Genomic DNA, 18,070 nt, shown 5'->3' with positions numbered 1-18,070 from the left:
TTCGCGCTGGTGAGATACAATCGTTACATTGTGACTGCATCTACAACTCAGACTTCTCTCTGGCGCCGCGTGCGCGGCCCCATCGCAGCTGTAACCGCCGCCGGATTCCTCGGTATGGCGGTGCTCGCTCCGATGACGACGCCTAGTGCTTCTGCTGACGAAGAGTTCGCTGCGCAGTACCCCCAGCTCTTCCAGGAGTTCGTGCCAAACGAAAACCCGAGTGATGACTTCATCCTCCCCGCAATCGAGGGTGAAGAGGTTCCAAAGCCGAAGCCCGTTGCGAAGGCACCTGAAGAGTCCAAGGCGTCTGCTGACTCTGCAGAGGCAGCGAGCATCGAGTCGCTTCGTTACACCGGTGGTGGTGCCCCTTCGGAATGGATGGCAGCTGCTGGCATCGCCCAGAGCGATTGGGGCTTCGTCGATTACATTGCAACGCGTGAGTCTGGATGGAACCCTAACGCAACGAATCCGGGGTCAGGCGCTTGTGGCCTTATTCAGGCTCTTCCGTGCAGCAAGGTTCCTGGCAATGGTTACGACCCGGTCGACAACCTCACCTGGGCAAACGGCTACGCCGTAGACCGTTACGGAAGTTGGGCTGGCGCTTATAACTTCTGGGTTGCGAATGACTGGTGGTGATCGCGCATGGGGCGTAGTCGCGGGCCAAACAAGTATCAGCGCGCGGCTGCCAGCCCGCAACGCGATGTCTCTCGCCTAGCGAATGGTGGTGCACGACGCGAAATGCGTCGTGGCCGCGAATGGTTCGTGCGTGAGGTCTCAGCACAGCGTGCGGAGAAGATCTACCGCTGTCCTGAGTGCGGAAACGATGTGCCTGCCGGGCAGCAGCACGTTGTCGCCTGGAGTGCAGAGAACCTGTTTGGTGATTCAGCTGCTGTTGCGGATCGTCGTCATTACCACGCTCACTGCTGGCGCCTGATGTAGGCGACTGGTGACACTTCCTACGAGTAAGGGCCCCACACCCCGCCTATGCGGAATGTGGGGCCCTTACTTCGTCTATGCCCAGAGGTTCTCTTAGAAGAGCGTCGGGGGAGTCACAGTTGGCGCCTCCACTGCGACGTTTACGGGATCAGGAGAGCCTGCGGCTAGCCCTGGGCCCTGGTTGGGTTCAACGCCTGCCTGGAACGCCGTGGCTGCTGACTTCGCAAGTGTGTCAGCAGCTTCATTCATCGGGTCGCCAGCATGTCCTTTGACCCATTCGAACTTGTACGTGCGTCCGTTGAGTGCAGTGTCGATCTGCTCGAGAAGCTCGCGGTTCAAGACGGGTTTGCCATCGGCCTTTCGCCAACCCTTACGTTTCCAACCGGGCATCCATTTGGTGACCGAGTTGATCACGTACTGGCTGTCGCAGCGGATCAGGATAGGCTCCGATGCCCGCGAAGCGGTTGCGTTCAACAGATCCAGGACGGCCATGAGTTCGCCCTGGTTGTTTGTCGCCCGCGGCCACCCGCCTGCGCGCCACTGGTTGTCGTCGATGTACCAGGCCCAGCCTGCCGGACCGGGATTGCCGAGAGCTGAGCCGTCGGCTGCTGCAGTGATGCTCACCTTTACTCCGCCTGTTCTGCGTCGTTACGGGTCGAGGTCTGATCGCCCTGATCAGTGTTGTCCTCAGATGCGAGATCGACGTCCACATGGCGTTCTGCAGCGGTGTTCATTTTCTGCGCGTTGGTGAGCACCTCGCCGAGGCTCTCGAAGTAGCGTGCAACTGCGCCACGTTCAACCTTGAGCTGGTTCATACGGTCCTCTGCAGCAGCGAGTACCTTCGTCGCGCGGTCTTCCGCGGCAACCCACGTGGTTTGTGCACGCTGTTCAGCCTCAACCATGATTTCTGCTGCGCGCTGTTCTGCGGCTGCACGGATCTTCATCGCATCTTGTTGTGCGTCGGCGGTGAGTTCCTGATGTTCTGCCCGGGCTGCTGCGAGCTGCTCTCGCAGTGTGAGTAGTTCAGCGGTTGTCGCGTCGAGCTCTGCCTTTGCTGTGGCAGCTGCCTCACGCTGGCGCTCAGCAAGGTCGCTTTCGAGCTGCGAGCGTTGATCCGCGATATCCTGTGCGGTCGCGGTACGATCCGCAGCAAGCCGCTCGCGTGCCTCGCGAACCTCGGTTTCGGTGGTGTCCCGAAGTTCCGCGAGTTCTGTCTCCTCCGATGTGCGGAAGTCAGCAAGTTCCTTGACGGTGTTTGCGCGAAGAAGGTCGGTCTCTTCTGTTGCCGTGGCGCGGATCGAGGCAGCTTCGCGTGCAATAGCTGCAGCCGCCTCATCACGCTCACGCTGTAGGTCTTCGTCATGTTGTGCGCGAAGCTTTGCGAGTTCACGCTCGTGCTCGCCGCGTTCACGCTCAATGTCGGCGGCAAGGGAGGCGCGATCGCGTTCGATTTGCAGCTCCAGCTGTTCTCTGTCGAGTCCGAGCTGAGCGGCAGACTCTTCGTGTGCGAGTCGGAGGCGAGCATCAGCCGCCGCAGACTCGTCCGCAATGCGCTGAGTATGGGCAGCGAGATCGGTCGCAAGCTGCTCTGCTTGAACGGTGGCTTCGTCCGCAAGGCGGGCTTGATGGGCCGCGACTTCGTCCGCGAGAGCGACCCGCTGCGCTTCTGCGGCGATCTCTCGTTCTTCGGCAGCAGCAGAGCGAGCTGACTCGAGTTCTGCCGCAAGCTCCTGGCGTTCTGTCTCAATGCGAGCTCGGTGCTGTTCCCACTCACCGATCAGGCGGTCCTGGTGAGATCCCAGTTCGCGTGAGATTCGTTCGCCGTGTGCCTGGCGTTCTGACGCCATCCGTTCCGAGTGCTCTGTGCTCTCAATTTCGATCCGCTCGTCATGTGCGGCGCGCTCGTTTGCGAGACGTTCCTCGTGCGCGAGCGATTCTGCTGCGATTCGTTCATCGTGCGCAGCGGACTCGGCTGCAATGCGGCTCGCGTGAGCCTCTGACTCGGCAGCAATTCGCTCTGCATGCTCAGAGCTCTCAGCTGCAATGCGTCCTTCGTGCTCGGCACGCTCGTTCGCAATCGCTTCGAGGTGTGCTTCGCGCTCAGCAGTCAGTCGTGCTTCGTGCGCATTGCGTTCCGCAGCAACTGATTCTTCGTGCGCGGAGCGTTCATCATGAATGCTCGCCTCGTGTGCTGTGCGCTCCGCCGACAGCTTCGCAGTTTGCTTCTCGCGTTCGGTGAGGAGTTGCGCGTCGTGGTCCTCGCGTTCGCGAGTGAGCGTCGCATCGTGCGCGGTGCGTTCGCGTTCACGAAGTTCAGCTGCCCGCGTGTTCTGGCGTTCGCGTTCACGTTCAGCCTGATCAGCAAGGGTGCGGATCTGCGCAGCCTGCTGTTCTTGCTCACGTGTCACGGTCGCTGCGTGTTCCTCGAGCTCTTGCGCGAGACGTGCCTCATGCTGTGACAGTTCTGCAGCGATTCGTGCATCGTGTGCTGCCCGTTCTGCAGCAACGAGCTCGTCGTGTTCAGCCCGCTCCTGCGCGATGCGCCCACGAAGGGTGACCATCTCGGATTCGAGATCTCTGCGTTGCGCGTCCATCGCGGCGGTCAGCTGGCGTTCGAGCTCTGTATATTTCTCTTCGAGTTCAGCCTCTTCGCGCTGGCGGCGTGCCTCAAACTCTGCACGGCTGACCTCAGCCTCGTGCGTCAAGCGCGCGCGTTCCGCGTCTACTTCGCGTCGAGTTTCGTCGCGTTCTACTGCGAACGCAGCGGCTGAAGCCTCAGTGGCATTTGTGAGTTCTTGTGCGGCAGTCTGCGCATCACCGAGGATACGTTCTGCCTCGCTCTTTGCCGCTGCGAGCAGCGAGCGCGACTCACGATCCGCCGTCTCACGAAGGGACAGTGACTCGCGCTCTGCGGTCGTGCGCACACGGGCCGCAGTGTCGTTGGTCTCTGTGAGAATTCGCTCACGTTCCTCATTGGTCTCTGACGTGATCTGAATCACATCGCGACGAGCAGCACCAATGAGTACCTCAGCCTGCTCGTTTGCCGAAGTGAGAAGCTCGTCGGCTTGCGTGCGTGCCTGCGCGAGTAGTCGTGCGCTTTCTTCCTCGCTTGAGTTGCGCAACTTCTGTGCGTCAAGATCGGCTTGCGCCATCAGGCTCTGCGCATGCTGCTCCGCCTGCTGGAGGCTCTTCTCGACACGCAGGCCAAGACCTGAATATCCTGAGGCGCCGAGCTCGGCGACCTGCTCCTGCAGCTCTGCGATGAGTGCACGCTGTTCCTCGCCGACCTGCACCTCATCCTGATGCGCATTCTGCAGCGCCGTCAGATGAGATTGCATGGTGGTCATGCGAGTGGACATTTCGCTGAGATGCGCGTCCACCTCTTCTCGCTGATAGCCGCGGAAAGAGACTGAGAACTGCTGTGCTGCGTCGGACACATGGCCTCCGGATTCGTCGGGTGTTCAGGCCTGGCACGTGAATCCACCTGGCCTGTGTAACTGACCAATGATAACCCGTTTGCGTTACCTGGTGATGGGAAGTGGATCGCTGGGAGTCGACACAGTTCTTGGGTATTCGACTGCGATCCCAAGCTGCATTCCGCTACCGTAGTAAGGAACTGTAGGTTTTGGCATACGGTCAAAGCCTCCCGCCAGCTTCAAGCAGGCGGGGTAAGTCAACAAAGTACGGTGGCCGCGAGGCTGCTATTGGAGGACCTCCCGGTGCGATATTTCCTTGCGATCGCGACGCTGGTGCTAGCGGGCGTGCTACTGGTGCTCGGCGTTGGCCAGCGCACCTTCCTTGCTGGCCCTGCTGAGCTGCGTTACGACATTACTGAGGAGAGCTCAGCTCCTTACTTCGTCGTTGATGCAGAAGATATGCGTGATGTCCCTGGACAGGGCAACGTCGTGTTGACCTCGCCTGACTCGTTTGTCGCGGTAGCGAAGACTCGTGATGTTGCTGCTTGGGTCGCTCCCTTCGAAAGGGATTCGGTCGCTTACGATGCAAGCACCAAGACCTTTGTCGCGAAGCAAGATGTTGCACCAGAGGTCGACAACACCGTCGAGGAACAGCCTGCTGAAGCTGAAACGCCAGCTGACGCCGATGCTGACGCCGAGGTTCCTGCAGAAGAGCAGTTGGATCCCATCAATCCACGAGGTAGTGACTTGTGGATCGAATCTCGCGAAGGCCCGAAGGATGGCGACTCGCAGACGCGAATGCCAGTCTCACTGCAGGCTGATGAATCTCTCCTGTTTGCAACTGATGGCGAGGCGCCTGCTCCGGCAGATGCTGCTCTCGTGTGGGTGCAGGACCGGAACACGCCATGGGCTGGGCCGCTGTTGACCGCGGGTGGTGTTCTGGCGCTCGTCGGACTCGTGCTGTATTTGCTCGCGTTCGACCATGATCGTCGCGGACTCGGTCCGCGTCGCGGTCGTCGTGGGGCTTTCCAGGGAATTCGAAATATGTTCCCCGGTAAGAAGTCCGCTGCAGCTGTTCCGGGAACCGAGACAGCTATTCCGAAGGCTGAGTCGCCTTCTGAAGCAGGCACCGTAGATGGCGAGACCGACACCCAGGTGACTCAGCCTGAATCGTCGGCCGATGCGCCTGCTGAAGACGCTGGCTTGGAGGATCCGGCACCACCAGTGGCGGAGCCCGGGACCGATACTGCACCCCAAGCACCAACCGCTGAGAAGGGGCCAAAGAAGATGACGCGCTTCGCACTGCCAGCAATCGGCATGGCTGCTGTGCTTGGCCTGAGCGGTTGTTCGCCAACGTACTGGCCTGATTTTGATGCAGAAAAGCCTGCTGTCACAGAAGAGGTTACTGAGGGCTCAAGCGCTGCTCCTGTGCCGGTCACTGATGGCCAAATCGAGGCAATCCTGGACGACGTCGCCGAAGTTGCGACAAAGGCTGACGCCGACCTCGACGCCGAGTTGCTTGCTCAGCGTTTCACTGGCGACGCGCTCGCGCAGCGTGCGGCGAACTATAAAATCCGTAAGTCTGTAAGCGACTACGCCTCAATTCCCGATGTCATCACCGCGGAGTCTCGTGACTACCAGTTGGTGCAGAGCACGGAGGGTTGGCCTCGTACGCTCTTCCTCACGGTTGCCTCGGAGGCACCTGCCCCGGCGGAGGGGGAGAAGCCTGCTGAAGCTCCGTCTGTTGCCATGGTGTTGACGCAGGAGTCGCCGCACACCAATTTCTTGGTGACCCGCGTGTTCTCGCTTCGTGGGGGCATTACGATGCCGCAGGCAGCGCCAGCAGAAGTTGGTACGGCGCTGCTCGCGAATGATTTTGCGACAATCGCGGCGACACCGCAGTCGGTCGGTGAGATGTATGCTAAGTTCCTCGCCTCTGGTAAGGACGCGGAGGGCGCTGAGGTCTTTGATCTTGAAGACAACTTGTTGCTTGAGAAGTATGGTGCCGCATGGGTGGCTCAGTCGCAGGCAAAGGCTGAAGCCGATAAAACCCCAATGAAGTTCTCGGTGACTGCGGCTCAGGGTGATCAGCCAGTGACCGCGCTTTCGACCGGTCTTGGCGGCGCACTCGTTGCGACGACGGTGCTGGAAGATCAGATCGTTGAATCCGACGGTTTCGCGCCGAAGGCAGCGAACGAAGTCACCGCAGTGTCTGGCTTGGAGGGACAAAAGAAGAAGCTCGTGCGCGAGGTCGCGCACCAGCTCCTGTTCTACGTTCCGACAAAGGATTCCGGCGAGAAGATCCAGCTCCTCGGTGTAACAAGTGAGCTCGTCGGAGCAAAGGAGTAAGTGAACAGAATGAGTCAGCGTAACCCTATGCCGAGCATTCCGGGTGGTGGCGTCGATTTGAGCCACCTTGCGCACCGTCAGCAGACCACGCACGAACCCGGCGGACAGTCGGCGGGTATGGGTGCTTCGCAGCCAGTACCAGCGGTTGATGTGCCTTCGCTTGTCATGGACATCAGTGATTCGACGTTCGAACAGGCAGCACAGCTGTCGGGTATCGTTCCGGTGATCATTTCGCTGTGGTCTGAGAACAGCGAACCGTCGAAAGAACTGAACCCGGTCCTTGAAAAGATCACTCGTGACCTCGGTGGTCTCGTGATGCTCGCCAAGGTCGATGTCGAGGCAAACCCGCAGTTGACTCAGGCGTTCGGGCCGCAGGCGATTCCCACAGTGGTAGCGCTTGTTGGCGGTCGTCCTGTTCCTCTGTTCCAGGGGCCGCTTGCAGAGGCGCAGATCCGCGATTTCATGGCACAGTTGTTGCAGCTTGCCGAACAGCAGGGCGTCACGGGGCGAGTTGACGCTCCAGACGCGACGGGAGATGGAACTCCGGCAGCTCCGCCGGCGCCCCGTATTCCTGAGGCACACATTCCTGCGATGGAAGCCGCAGAACGTGGCGACTACGCTGGCGCAATTGCTGAGTGGCAGGCAGTGCTGCAGAAGGCGCCTGCTGACCAGGCCGCGAAAGAAGCGCTTGCACAGATGAAGCTACTGCTTCGTCTGCAGGGTCAAACCGCTGAGGGAATTAGGGATGCAGCAGCTGCTCAGCCCACCGACCTCAACGCTCAGATGCTGGTGGCCGACCTCGATTTGTCTGGCGGACACATCGAGGATGCCTTCCTTCGCTTGCTCGAGCTATTTGAGAAGAGCGATGATACGAACCGCGCGATCGTGCGTACACGCATGCTCGAGTTGTTTGAGGTCGTCGGTCAGGCTGATCCGCGCGTCAATGCTGCTCGTGGCCGCCTCGCCTCACTGATGTTCTAATCTCGATGCCTGGTGTGAACGAGCAGCCAGCGAACGCTGCTGAGGCAGCTTCCGCCTACCTCGACCATGCGAGCACCTCACCGATGCCGGATGAGGTGCTCTCGGAGTACGCTCGTGCGCTGCAAACCGTGGGAAATCCCGCATCCACCCACAGCCATGGTCAGCGTGCGAGCGAAGCGCTTGAGAGCGCACGCGAGCGCATCGCCCAAGCGCTCGGCTGTGGTTCGGCAGAGCTTGTGTTTACTGGTGGCGGCACGGAGTCGATTAACCTCGCCCTCAAGGGAGGATTCTGGGCCAGGCAGGAGCGATCCGCGCGCCCGGTGATCTTGGTCGCCGATGGCGAGCATCACGCGACGATCGAGGCTGCCGAGTGGCTTCGAGATGAGCAAGACGCGATTGTGCGTTGGCTGCCAGTTGATGCAAACGGGCGTCTCGCGCCTGAAACTCTTGCTGCGGCAATCGCAGAAGAAAACACGGGAGGCGCGGATCGAATCGCACTCATCTCGTTCCTGTGGGCAAATAATGAGGTCGGCACCGTGCAACCGGTGTCAGCACTGTGCGAGATTGCTGCAAGTGCTGGCATTCCAGTGCATGTGGATGCTGTGGCGGCCCTTGGTCAGATCCCGGTGTCCCTCCGCGAGTCTGGTGCGAACCTGTTGAGCGTATCTGCGCACAAAATTGGCGGGCCGATGGGTGTCGGCGCGCTTGTCGTTGACCGCCGCCTGACGGTGAGTCCGCTCTTCCATGGCGGGTCGCAGCAGCGTGGGCGCTCTGGCACACAGGACGTCGCGGGCGCCATCGCGTTTGCCCGCGCGGTTGAGCTTTCACTCGAAGCTGACGGCACTCCACGCCGTGATCGCATTGCCAGGCTATCCGGGCTCCGGGACCAGCTGATTGCTGGGGTGCGCGCTATCGATCCTTCCGCCGTCTTGCGTGGTGCGGATCCGGCAACAGGCGAGCGGCTCGCGGGGAGTGCGCATTTCACGTTCCCGGGCTGCCAGGGCGATTCCCTGGTCTACTTGCTCGACTCAGCTGGAGTTTCAGTGTCGGTTGGATCTGCATGCCGCGCCGGTGTCGCTGAAGTCTCTCATGTATTGCTCGCGATGGGCCTCCCTGAGGACGTTGCGGCAGGCGCCCTTCGCCTCACGCTGAGTCCTGACACGGCAGTCTCCGAAATCGACGCGTTTCTTGCCGCGCTTCCGACGGCGATCGAACGCGCCCGGGTCGCAGGGTTTGTCTAAACCTGGGTGACGTTTCGGAGCGAGGTCGCGTAAACTCATTCGAATGAAGATTTTGGCTGCGATGAGTGGCGGCGTTGACTCAGCGGTTGCTGCAGCTCGCGCCGTCGAAGCCGGGCATGAAGTTGTCGGGGTGCACCTGGCATTGAGTCGAATGCCAGGTACATTGCGTACCGGTTCGCGTGGCTGCTGCACGATTGAGGACGCGATGGATGCCCGTCGTGTTGCGAACTTGCTTGACATTCCCTTTTACGTGTGGGACTTCAGCGAACGCTTCAAAGCTGATGTCGTCGATGACTTTATCGCTGAATATGCTGCGGGCCGAACCCCGAATCCGTGCATGCGTTGCAACGAGAAGATTAAGTTCGCTGCGCTTCTCGACAAGGCAATCGCGCTTGGCTTCGATGCGGTGGCCACTGGCCACTACGCGACGTTGATTGACGGTGAGAATGGTCGTGAGCTCCACCGTGCGAGTGCGTGGGCGAAGGACCAGTCGTACGTTCTCGGCGTCCTGACAGAGACTCAGCTCAACCACTGCTACTTCCCGCTTGGTGACACCCCTTCGAAGGCGATGATCCGCGAAGAGGCAGCGGATCGTGGCATCCAGATCGCGCAGAAGCCTGACAGCCACGACATCTGCTTTATTCCTGACGGCGACACCCGTGGTTGGTTGTCGGATCACGTTTCGCGTGAGCCAGGGGAGATTCTTGACGAGTCCGGCGAGGTGATTGGCAAGCATGACGGCGCGCACGGCTACACCGTTGGGCAGCGTCGAGGGCTCCAACTGGGACGCCCTGCTGACGATGGAAAGCCCCGGTACGTGCTGTCGATTCGGCCAGTCTCGAACCAGGTCGTTGTGGGGTCGAAGGAACGCCTGGCAATTGAACGGATTACCGGCGGTCGCTACAGCTTCGCTGGTGAGCCAGGATTTGACCTGTCAGAGCGTTTTGCATGTGAGGTGCAGATCCGCGCGCACGCCGATCCTGTGCCGGCGTTTGCGCGGCTTGAACCGATTCGTGAAGAAGACCGCACTGAGCAGCACCGCGTGGAAGCCACGCACGAACTCGTCGTCGATGTCAATCTCCAGCTCGCTGAGCCGCTGCTTGGGGTAGCTCCAGGTCAGACTGCCGTGATCTACGTTGGATCGCGCGTGCTCGGTCAGTTCACGATTGATCGGGCGCTTGCAGAGGCACCAGTCGCTGCGTAAGGCGTTGTCAAAACCGCTGGGACACACCTCATAAATGCGGTTGAACCGCGCCGATGTCGGTCGCTGAATCTACACTGGAACAGTGACTACGAACTCTGACTCCGCTGCAGCACTTCCGCACGACTTTGACGAGGCGCGCGCCGAGGTCGAACGATTGACTGATGAGATCGAACGGTTCCGCCTTGCATACCATTCAGATGGTGTGAGCCTGGTCTCTGACGCAGAGTACGATGTGCGGTTTCGCCGACTTGAAGCGCTCGAACAAGCATTCCCAGAGCTCGTTGGTCAAGACAGTCCAACCCGAGAGGTTGGTGCTGCGGTCGCCTCAGTCGGATTCCCTGAGCACGAGCATGCAGAACGCATGCTCAGTCTCGACAATGTGTTCTCACTCGAAGAGTTCATGGAGTGGGCGGGGAAGACCCGTGCCGCTGCGGGCCGTCCTGTCCGCTGGTTGAGTGAGCTGAAGATCGATGGACTCGCGATCAGTCTCGCTTACCGGAATGGCGTGCTTGAGACTGCGACAACTCGTGGTGATGGACGTACCGGTGAAGACATCACTGAGAACGTTGATCTGATTCCGATTATTCCGCGTCAGCTGACGGGTGAACACCTGCCAGAGTTTTTTGAGGCGCGAGGTGAAGTGTTCCTCAGCGGTGAAGCATTTGCCGAATTGAACGAACGGCAGCACCGACTTCAGGCGGACTTCGCCGCGACACAGCGCGCAAGGGGCATCGCAGACGAAGACATCAAGGTTCGCTACCCAGAGTTCGCGAACCCGCGAAACACCGCTGCAGGGTCCTTACGCCAGCGCGCCGATAATAAGAGTGCTGATGACCTCGTGCTCATGCGCGAGCGGCTTGGCAAGCTGTCGCTGTACGTGCACGGAATTGGCGCGTGGGAGCACCCTGGTTTCGTGAACCAATCGGACGCGTATGAGTTGCTTGCGGGCTGGGGGCTACCGGTTTCACCGCATTCGCGCGTGTTTGACACCGCAGAAGAAGTCGTCGCCTTTATCCGTGAGAGCGGTGAGAACCGTCACGGCTTTGAACATGAGATCGATGGCATAGTCGTGAAAGTCGATGAGCTTGAGCTACACGCTGAGCTCGGCGAAACCAGTCGTGCGCCCCGCTGGGCGATTGCTTATAAGTACCCACCAGAAGAAGTACACACCAAGCTGCTCGATATTCGTATTGGCGTCGGCCGAACCGGGCGTGCAACGCCGTACGCAGTCATGGAACCCGTGCGTGTTGCTGGTTCAACTGTGAGTCAGGCAACGCTTCACAACCAGCAGGTTGTGAAAGCGAAGGGTGTGCTGCTGGGGGACACCGTCGTGCTGCGAAAAGCGGGCGACGTGATTCCTGAGGTACTTGGCGCCGTCGTCGAGCTTCGCGACGGAACGCAGGTCGAGTGGCAGATGCCGAAGGACTGCCCCGAGTGTGGAGCGGAGCTTCGCGCGATGAAAGAAGGCGATATTGATCTCCGGTGCCCGAATGCGCGAGCCTGCCCCGCACAGGTGCGTGGCAGGGTTGAACACATCGGGACTCGAGGTGCGCTCGACGTTGAGGTGCTCGGTGCGATTACCGCAGCAGCCCTGACCCAGCCAGAGGTACCGGCGACCCCGCCGCTCGAGACTGAAGCTGGTCTATTCGACTTAACGCTTGAGCAGCTTGTGCCAATTGAAGTCATCGTGCGCGACCTCGAAACCGGTGAAGTGACGATTGACGAGGAAACTGGCGAGCCAAAGCGCCGCAAGCCGTTCCAGAAGCTCAGTGCTGCAACCTACCCACCCGGTTGGGAGAACGCAACGCCCGCCGAGCGCCGTAAGGCAGGCATCAAAAAGGACTACCGTGTCGCGGTGAAGTCGAAAGACGCAGACAAGCTTCTTGAAGAGCTTGAGAAAGCAAAGACTAAGCCGCTCTGGCGTCTGCTTGTTTCGCTGAACATTCGTCATGTCGGTCCTGTCGCTGCACGGGCGCTTGCCGAATGGTTTGGCTCGCTAGACGCGATCCGCGAAGCCACGCTTGAGGAACTATCAGCAGTCGAAGGCGTTGGGGGCATCATTGCCGAGTCGCTCAAGGCTTGGTTCGAGGTGGATTGGCACCAGGAAATCGTTGACCGGTGGACTGCCGCAGGTGTTCAGTGGGCGACGCCGGGTCACCCAGGCCCAGGTGGCGCAGTTGTTGAAGGTGGCGTGCTCGAGGGGCTGACCGTTGTCGCAACTGGAGCACTTGATGGCTTCACGCGCGACGGCGCGAAGGAAGCGATCATCCAAGCTGGTGGTAAGGCTGCTTCGTCGGTCTCAAAGAAGACGGACTTCGTCGCGGCTGGTCCAGGCGCAGGCTCAAAGCTCGGTAAAGCAGAAGAACTCGGTATTCCCGTACTCGACGCTGAACAGTTCGCAATTCTTGTGACGGAGGGGCCAGCGGGGCTGAAACTCTAGGGGCTTGCGGAGAACTTGTGCGCATTCCCAGTTATTTCCGCCACGAACGACTGAGCCGTGGTTTGCTTACTGATCGGCAGTGGTCTTCCGTCCGCGGCACAGAAAAGAAAGTGAGCTGATGAGCGCTTACCAACCCGCGTCCAATGTTGTGCGTACACCCTGGGCCGAGCAAGATCCTCTCCTGACGGAGTACTACGACACGGAATGGGGCATGCCTATCCGGGATGAGCGTGGACTGTTTGAGCGAATCTCGCTCGAGGGATTTCAAGCCGGCCTCTCGTGGCTCACAGTGCTTCGCAAGCGCGAAGTGATTCGCGAGGCGTTTCACCAGTTTGAGATCGAGCGTGTCGCCCAAATGAATGACGCTGATGTCGAGCGCATTCTTGAGATGCCTGACATGATTCGAAACCGACGTAAGGTGCAGTCGGTCATTCAGAATGCACAGTTTGTCATGAAGATGTGGCACGAGGGTGAATCGCTGAATGAACTTGTCTGGAGTGCGATGCCTCTCACATCACCAGCGCCCGAGACCGAGGCAGAGGTTCCTGCGTCATCACCGGAGTCAGTTGCGCTCGCAAAGGAACTGAAGAAACGTGGCTTCCGTTATGTCGGGCCAGTGACGGTCTATGCGCTGATGACCGCGATAGGCGTCGCCGACGGCCATATTGTGAGCTCATACCGTCGCGGCTGTTCCGGTCTCTGGAACATCGATGGTTCCCGCGTGGTTATCTGAATGTGCTGTGCAGCGGCACTTGCACAACGCGTTGCTGATTACTCTGCGTTTGGCATGGTGAACTCGCCGAGAACCTCGCGTAGCCAGGCGAGCGCAGGGTCGCTGTCAGTCTCGGCACGCCACACCATCGACACGGTAAAAGCTGGAACTGGCACAGGGACAGGGGAGCAGCGAAGTCCTTCTGCCGCAGCAAATGCGCGCGCCGCGTAGTCGGGAAGCGTGGCGATGGCTGGTGAACTCTTCAGTACTGCACCGAGTCCAGCAAAGTGGGTAATCGAAAGCGGCATGTGGCGTAGCGAGGTGGCCGACTCGAGCAGATCATCGATGAAGCCGCGCTGCGCATCGAACGAGACTCGAATATGCGGAACCTCTGCAAATTCCTTGCGGGTGATCGGGCCGGTGCGCTGGCGCCACGTCGACGCGTACAGGCAAAGCCAGCTGCCCGCGAACATGGGCTGTACCCGGTGAGCAGCGGATCGGTCCAAAGGGGTCACGCAGATGGCAACGTCATTGCCGCCGGTTGCGAGGGCTTCTTCGTACAACCGAGAGTTGGTCTGATGGACCGCGAAGCGCACTCGCCACCCCTCATCGAGTGTCCGGCGAAGAAGCCATGGAGCGACGACAGCTTCAATGTCATCAGACATAGCGAGGTGGAACGTGCGCGTCGAAGTCACCGGATCGAATGTGGCTTTCGGGTGAAACACCTGTGAGAGGCCGCCGAGCGCGGAGGAGATCGCGCCAGCGATTTCAACGGCGTGTGGTGTCGGGGTCATCTCGCCGCGACCTCGCTCGAAAAGCGGATCACCAAGAGCTGCGCGCAAACGTGACAGGGCGGCGCTCACAGCGCTCTGGGTGAGATGCAGCTTTTCTGCTGCCCTTGTGACGTTCCGCTCCTGCATGAGCGTGTGAAACACGACCAGCAGGTTGAGATCAACGCCCTTAAGATCAATCACGTTCATACATCTATCGTAGAGATGATTCAGAGTGATGACGATCCGCGACCTCTTGGCAGATAGCCGCCGTTGAATGTCTGCCCCTTCGGATAGGATGGAATGGTTTGAAACCCGTCCACGCCTGAATGATGGAGCAGCATGTCTGACACCCATGCGGCGAACAACGAGATCACGACCGAGACGGTCGAACATCTTGCTGGTCTCGCCCGGATCGCCCTGACACCCGAAGAGGTTGCAAGCCTCACGACCGAGCTGGGTTCGATCCTCACAAATATTGCAAAGGTGAGTGAGGTTGCGACTGCGGACGTGACTGCGACGAGCCACCCAATCCCGCTCACCAACGTGACGCGTAAGGACGAAATCGCAGATGTCCTGTCGCGTGAAGACGCGCTGAAGAACGCTCCCGATCAGGCAGACGGTATGTTCCGTGTGACCTCGATCCTCGGTGAAGAGCAGTAGGAGGGGCACCAATGACTGAATTGATTCGACTGACGGCCGCAGACCTGGGCGCAAAGCTCGCTGCGGGCGAAATATCGGCTGTTGAGGCTGCGCAGGCGCACCTCGACCGCATCGCGGAGGTTGACGGATCGCTCAACGCGTTCCTTGCAACCGACGCAGAGGCATCACTTGCCGCTGCGCGCTCGATCGATGAGCGCCGCGCTGCTGGTGAAGAGCTCGGTGAGCTTGCGGGTGTACCCGTCGCCATCAAAGACATTCTGGTGACCACGGACATGCCTACCACCGCTGGTTCGAGGATCCTCGAGGGTTACCAGTCGCCGTTTGACGCAACCTCGGTTGCGCAGGCACGCGCTGCAGGCCTCGTGAACATCGGTAAGACCAACATGGATGAGTTCGCAATGGGCTCGTCAAACGAAACCTCGGCGTACGGTGCAGTGCACAACCCATGGAACCTGGACCGTATCCCTGGCGGATCGGGCGGTGGTTCGGCTGCGGCTGTTGCAGCGTTTGAGGCTCCTCTCGCGTTCGGTTCTGATACCGGTGGATCGATCCGCCAGCCAGCAGCCTTCACCGGCTCGGTAGGTTTCAAGGGCACATACGGCAGCGTCAGCCGATACGGCGCGATCGCGATGGCATCGTCGCTCGACCAGATCGGTAGCTGCGCACGTACCGTGCTCGATACCGCCCTGCTCCAAGACATTATTAGCGGTCACGACGCGCACGATTCGACATCGCTCAACCACGAGTGGCCGTCGTTCGCTGCGGCTGCGCGTGAAGGCGCATCTGGCGCACCCCTCAAGGGCCTGCGTGTGGGTCTCGTCAAGCAGCTCATGCTTGACGGCGCACAGGAAGGCGCGAAGGCACGCTTCGAAGAGGCTGTCGCAATGCTCACTGCGCAGGGTGCAGAGGTTGTCGAGATTGACACCCCGCACTTCGAGTACGCCGTTGCCGCCTACTACCTCCTGCACCCAGCAGAGGCGTCGAGTAACCTCGCGAAGTTTGATTCGGTTCGCTACGGTCTGCGCACCGGTCAGGGCACCGTTGAAGACGTCATGAGCGCAACCCGTGCTGCCGGTTTTGGTGCAGAGGTAAAGCGACGCATCATCCTTGGTACCTACGCGCTTTCGGCGGGCTACTACGACGCGTACTACGGCAACGCGCAGAAGGTGCGCACGCTTATTCAGCGTGACTTCGCGCAGGCATTCGAGCAGGTCGACGTTATCGCGTCGCTCACAGCACCCACCACTGCGTGGGAGCTCGGCAAGAAGCAGGACGACCCGATGGCCGCCTACCTCAACGACGCAACCACGATCCCCGCGAATATGGCCGGTATCCCTGGCCTCTCGCTCCCGATTGGTACCGCAGCAGAGGACGGCATGCCCGTTGGCCTGCAGTTGATGGCGCCCGCATATGAGGACGCACGTCTGTTCCGCACCGGCGCAGCAATCGAAGCGCTCATCACTGAGCGCGATGGCACCCCGTTCTGGGCATCGGCTCCCGCACTCGGAAAGGCGACCGCGTAATGGCAAAGACCAAGCTTATGGATTTCGACAAGGCTCTCGAGCTCTACGAACCGGTCATCGGTCTCGAGGTTCACGTCGAACTCAATACCAAGACGAAGATGTTCTCGTCGGCACCCAACACCTTCGGTGCTGATCCCAACACGAATATCACCCCAGTCTGCCTCGGTCTCCCGGGCTCGCTGCCCGTCGTGAACGAGCAGGCAGTGCGCTACTCGATCAGCTTGGGCCTCGCGCTCGGCTGCGAGATTCAGGAAGTATCGGGCTTTGCTCGCAAGAACTACTTCTACCCTGACCTTGCCAAGAACTACCAGATCTCGCAGGCCGATGACCCCATCGCTTACGACGGCGAGGTAGAGATCGAACTTGAGTCGGGTCGCATCATCCAGGTCCCCATTGAGCGCGCTCACATGGAGGAGGATGCGGGCAAGCTGAACCACGTTGGTGGATCAACCGGTCGTATTCAGGGCGCGGAGTACTCGCTCGTTGATTACAACCGAGCAGGTGTTCCTCTCGTAGAGATCGTGACCCGTCCGATCTTCGGCGGCGAAGCAGATACACCTGAGATTGCTGCTGCGTACGTTTCGACGATTCGTGACCTCGTCACTGCGCTCGGCATTTCTGACGCGCGCATGGAACGTGGCAATATTCGCTGTGACGCGAACGTTTCGTTGCGTCCTCGTGGCAACGAAGACGCGGGGATGTCGGTACTCGGCACACGTACCGAGACCAAGAACGTGAACTCGCTTCGCTCGATTGAGCGAGCGGTTCGCTTCGAAATCCAGCGTCAGGCACGCATCCTTCACGAGGGTGGCAGCATTACGCAGGAGACCCGTCACTGGCATGAGGACACCGGCGAGACTTCGCCAGGCCGCCCCAAGAGCGACGCTGATGACTACCGCTACTTCCCAGAGCCCGACCTTGCTCCGCTGACCCCGTCGCGTGAGCTGGTTGAAGAGCTGCGTGCAGCGCTTCCCGAGCACCCGACCCTGCGTCGTCGTCGCCTGAAGGAAGAGTGGCAGTTCTCGGCACTCGAGTTCCGCGACGTCATCAACGCTGGCCTCATCGACGCGATCGAATCAACCGTTGCTGCAGGTGTACCCGCGCAGGCTGCACGTAAGTGGTGGACCGGTGAGATTGCGCGTATCGCCAAGGAGCGCGAGGCAGAACCCACCGAGCTCATCACGCCGGCGCAGATCGCCTCGGTTGTCGAGCTCGTTGATGCAGGCACCCTGAATGACAAGCTTGCTCGTCAGGTCATTGCAGGTCTGATCGACGGCGAGGGCACCGCAGCTGAGATCGTTGAGGCCCGTGGTCTCGCAATCGTCTCGGATGACGGCGCACTCATCGAAGCTATTGATGCAGCGCTTGCGCAGCAGCCCGATGTTCTCGCGAAGATCCGCGACGGCAAGGTGCAGGCAGCTGGTGCCGTTATCGGTGCAGTGATGAAGGCCATGCGTGGACAGGCTGATGCTGCCCGCGTACGCGAGCTCGTGCTCGAGCGAGCAGCTGGCTAACGCTTTCGTTCGTGAGAAGTGGGGTATTCCGGGAGACCGGGGTGCCCCACTTTTGCGTTGTTGCGTTGCTGTGCGCAGGCGTGGGCATGGGAATGTGCGTTGAAGTGCTCGAGATGGGGTGTTTCCTGCGAAAGCAGGTCTTTCTTGCGCAAGTAAAGGGTGTTTTGGTGGGGAAGGCCTTGTTTCGAGGGGTTGAGGGGTCTGGTGTCGCGGGTTCGACGGGCGTTCTTTCAGACACGCCCGTGTTTCTGTTCTGGTTTGCGTTCACTCGGGGTTCGGCGTAATGTATTCCCTTGTCGCCGCAACGTAGCCGGGCAGCAA

14 protein-coding genes are annotated in these 18,070 nt (G+C 60.1%); 11 read left to right on the top strand and 3 right to left on the bottom strand.

Annotated elements, in window-relative coordinates:
* The first annotated feature begins 30 nt into the window (after positions 1-30).
* Entirely contained in the window at positions 31-636 is a 606-nt protein-coding gene (locus tag FW756_RS08250) for an aggregation-promoting factor C-terminal-like domain-containing protein (protein ID WP_446429691.1), read from the top strand.
* Positions 637-642: 6 nt separating this feature from the next.
* Positions 643-939 carry an ATP/GTP-binding protein gene (locus tag FW756_RS08245; RefSeq protein WP_446429690.1) on the top strand — a complete coding sequence of 99 codons (297 nt, stop codon included), beginning with the start codon at positions 643-645 and terminating at the stop codon, positions 937-939.
* A gap of 90 nt (positions 940-1,029) precedes the next feature.
* On the opposite strand, the gene FW756_RS08240 is transcribed toward FW756_RS08245, so the two are convergent.
* The gene (locus tag FW756_RS08240) at positions 1,030-1,560 is read right to left on the bottom strand and encodes a ribonuclease H family protein (RefSeq protein WP_446429689.1); all 531 of its coding nucleotides are present in this window, start codon (positions 1,558-1,560) and stop codon (positions 1,030-1,032) included.
* Between the two features lie 2 nt (positions 1,561-1,562).
* On the bottom strand, positions 1,563-4,373 hold the full coding sequence (locus tag FW756_RS08235; RefSeq protein ID WP_446429688.1) for a hypothetical protein: 2,811 nt from the start codon (positions 4,371-4,373) through the stop codon (positions 1,563-1,565).
* A 282-nt stretch (positions 4,374-4,655) separates the two neighbouring features.
* Here FW756_RS08235 and FW756_RS08230 point away from each other — a divergent pair, with 282 nt between their 5' ends.
* The 6 genes from FW756_RS08230 (at position 4,656) to FW756_RS08205 (ending at position 13,300) form a co-directional block, all read left to right on the top strand.
* Entirely contained in the window at positions 4,656-6,701 is a 2,046-nt protein-coding gene (locus FW756_RS08230) for a glycosyltransferase (RefSeq protein WP_446429687.1), read from the top strand.
* 9 nt (positions 6,702-6,710) lie between these two features.
* The gene (locus tag FW756_RS08225) at positions 6,711-7,682 is read left to right on the top strand and encodes a tetratricopeptide repeat protein (protein ID WP_446429686.1); all 972 of its coding nucleotides are present in this window, start codon (positions 6,711-6,713) and stop codon (positions 7,680-7,682) included.
* Between the two features lie 14 nt (positions 7,683-7,696).
* Positions 7,697-8,923 carry a cysteine desulfurase family protein gene (locus FW756_RS08220; RefSeq protein ID WP_446429685.1) on the top strand — a complete coding sequence of 409 codons (1,227 nt, stop codon included), beginning with the start codon at positions 7,697-7,699 and terminating at the stop codon, positions 8,921-8,923.
* A 43-nt stretch (positions 8,924-8,966) separates the two neighbouring features.
* The gene (gene mnmA, locus FW756_RS08215; RefSeq protein WP_446429684.1) at positions 8,967-10,127 is read left to right on the top strand and encodes a tRNA 2-thiouridine(34) synthase MnmA; all 1,161 of its coding nucleotides are present in this window, start codon (positions 8,967-8,969) and stop codon (positions 10,125-10,127) included.
* Positions 10,128-10,209: 82 nt separating this feature from the next.
* A complete protein-coding gene (ligA, locus tag FW756_RS08210; protein ID WP_446429683.1) occupies positions 10,210-12,567 on the top strand; it encodes an NAD-dependent DNA ligase LigA in 2,358 nt (785 codons plus the stop codon).
* 118 nt (positions 12,568-12,685) lie between these two features.
* Positions 12,686-13,300, top strand: a complete 615-nt coding sequence (locus tag FW756_RS08205) for a DNA-3-methyladenine glycosylase I (protein ID WP_446429682.1) — start codon at positions 12,686-12,688, stop codon at positions 13,298-13,300.
* A 38-nt stretch (positions 13,301-13,338) separates the two neighbouring features.
* Here the strand turns inward: FW756_RS08205 and FW756_RS08200 are convergent, their stop codons facing one another.
* Positions 13,339-14,259 carry a LysR family transcriptional regulator gene (locus FW756_RS08200; protein ID WP_446429681.1) on the bottom strand — a complete coding sequence of 307 codons (921 nt, stop codon included), beginning with the start codon at positions 14,257-14,259 and terminating at the stop codon, positions 13,339-13,341.
* Positions 14,260-14,391: 132 nt separating this feature from the next.
* On the opposite strand from FW756_RS08200, the gene gatC reads away from it, so the two are divergent.
* The 3 genes from gatC to gatB are packed head-to-tail and all read left to right on the top strand — an operon-like array spanning position 14,392 to position 17,749.
* On the top strand, positions 14,392-14,712 hold the full coding sequence (gene gatC / locus FW756_RS08195) for an Asp-tRNA(Asn)/Glu-tRNA(Gln) amidotransferase subunit GatC (RefSeq protein WP_446429680.1): 321 nt from the start codon (positions 14,392-14,394) through the stop codon (positions 14,710-14,712).
* Positions 14,713-14,723: 11 nt separating this feature from the next.
* Positions 14,724-16,235: an Asp-tRNA(Asn)/Glu-tRNA(Gln) amidotransferase subunit GatA gene (gene gatA, locus FW756_RS08190; protein WP_446429679.1), complete on the top strand. Its 1,512-nt coding sequence runs from the start codon at positions 14,724-14,726 to the stop codon at positions 16,233-16,235.
* Positions 16,235-17,749 carry an Asp-tRNA(Asn)/Glu-tRNA(Gln) amidotransferase subunit GatB gene (gene gatB, locus FW756_RS08185; protein WP_446429678.1) on the top strand — a complete coding sequence of 505 codons (1,515 nt, stop codon included), beginning with the start codon at positions 16,235-16,237 and terminating at the stop codon, positions 17,747-17,749. Before gatA ends, gatB begins: the two co-directional genes overlap by 1 nt.
* Positions 17,750-18,070 lie beyond the last annotated feature (321 nt).

It is taken from the genome of Leucobacter sp. 1207-22 (assembly GCF_052850455.1).
This window is presented reverse-complemented; position numbering and strand designations above follow the sequence as displayed.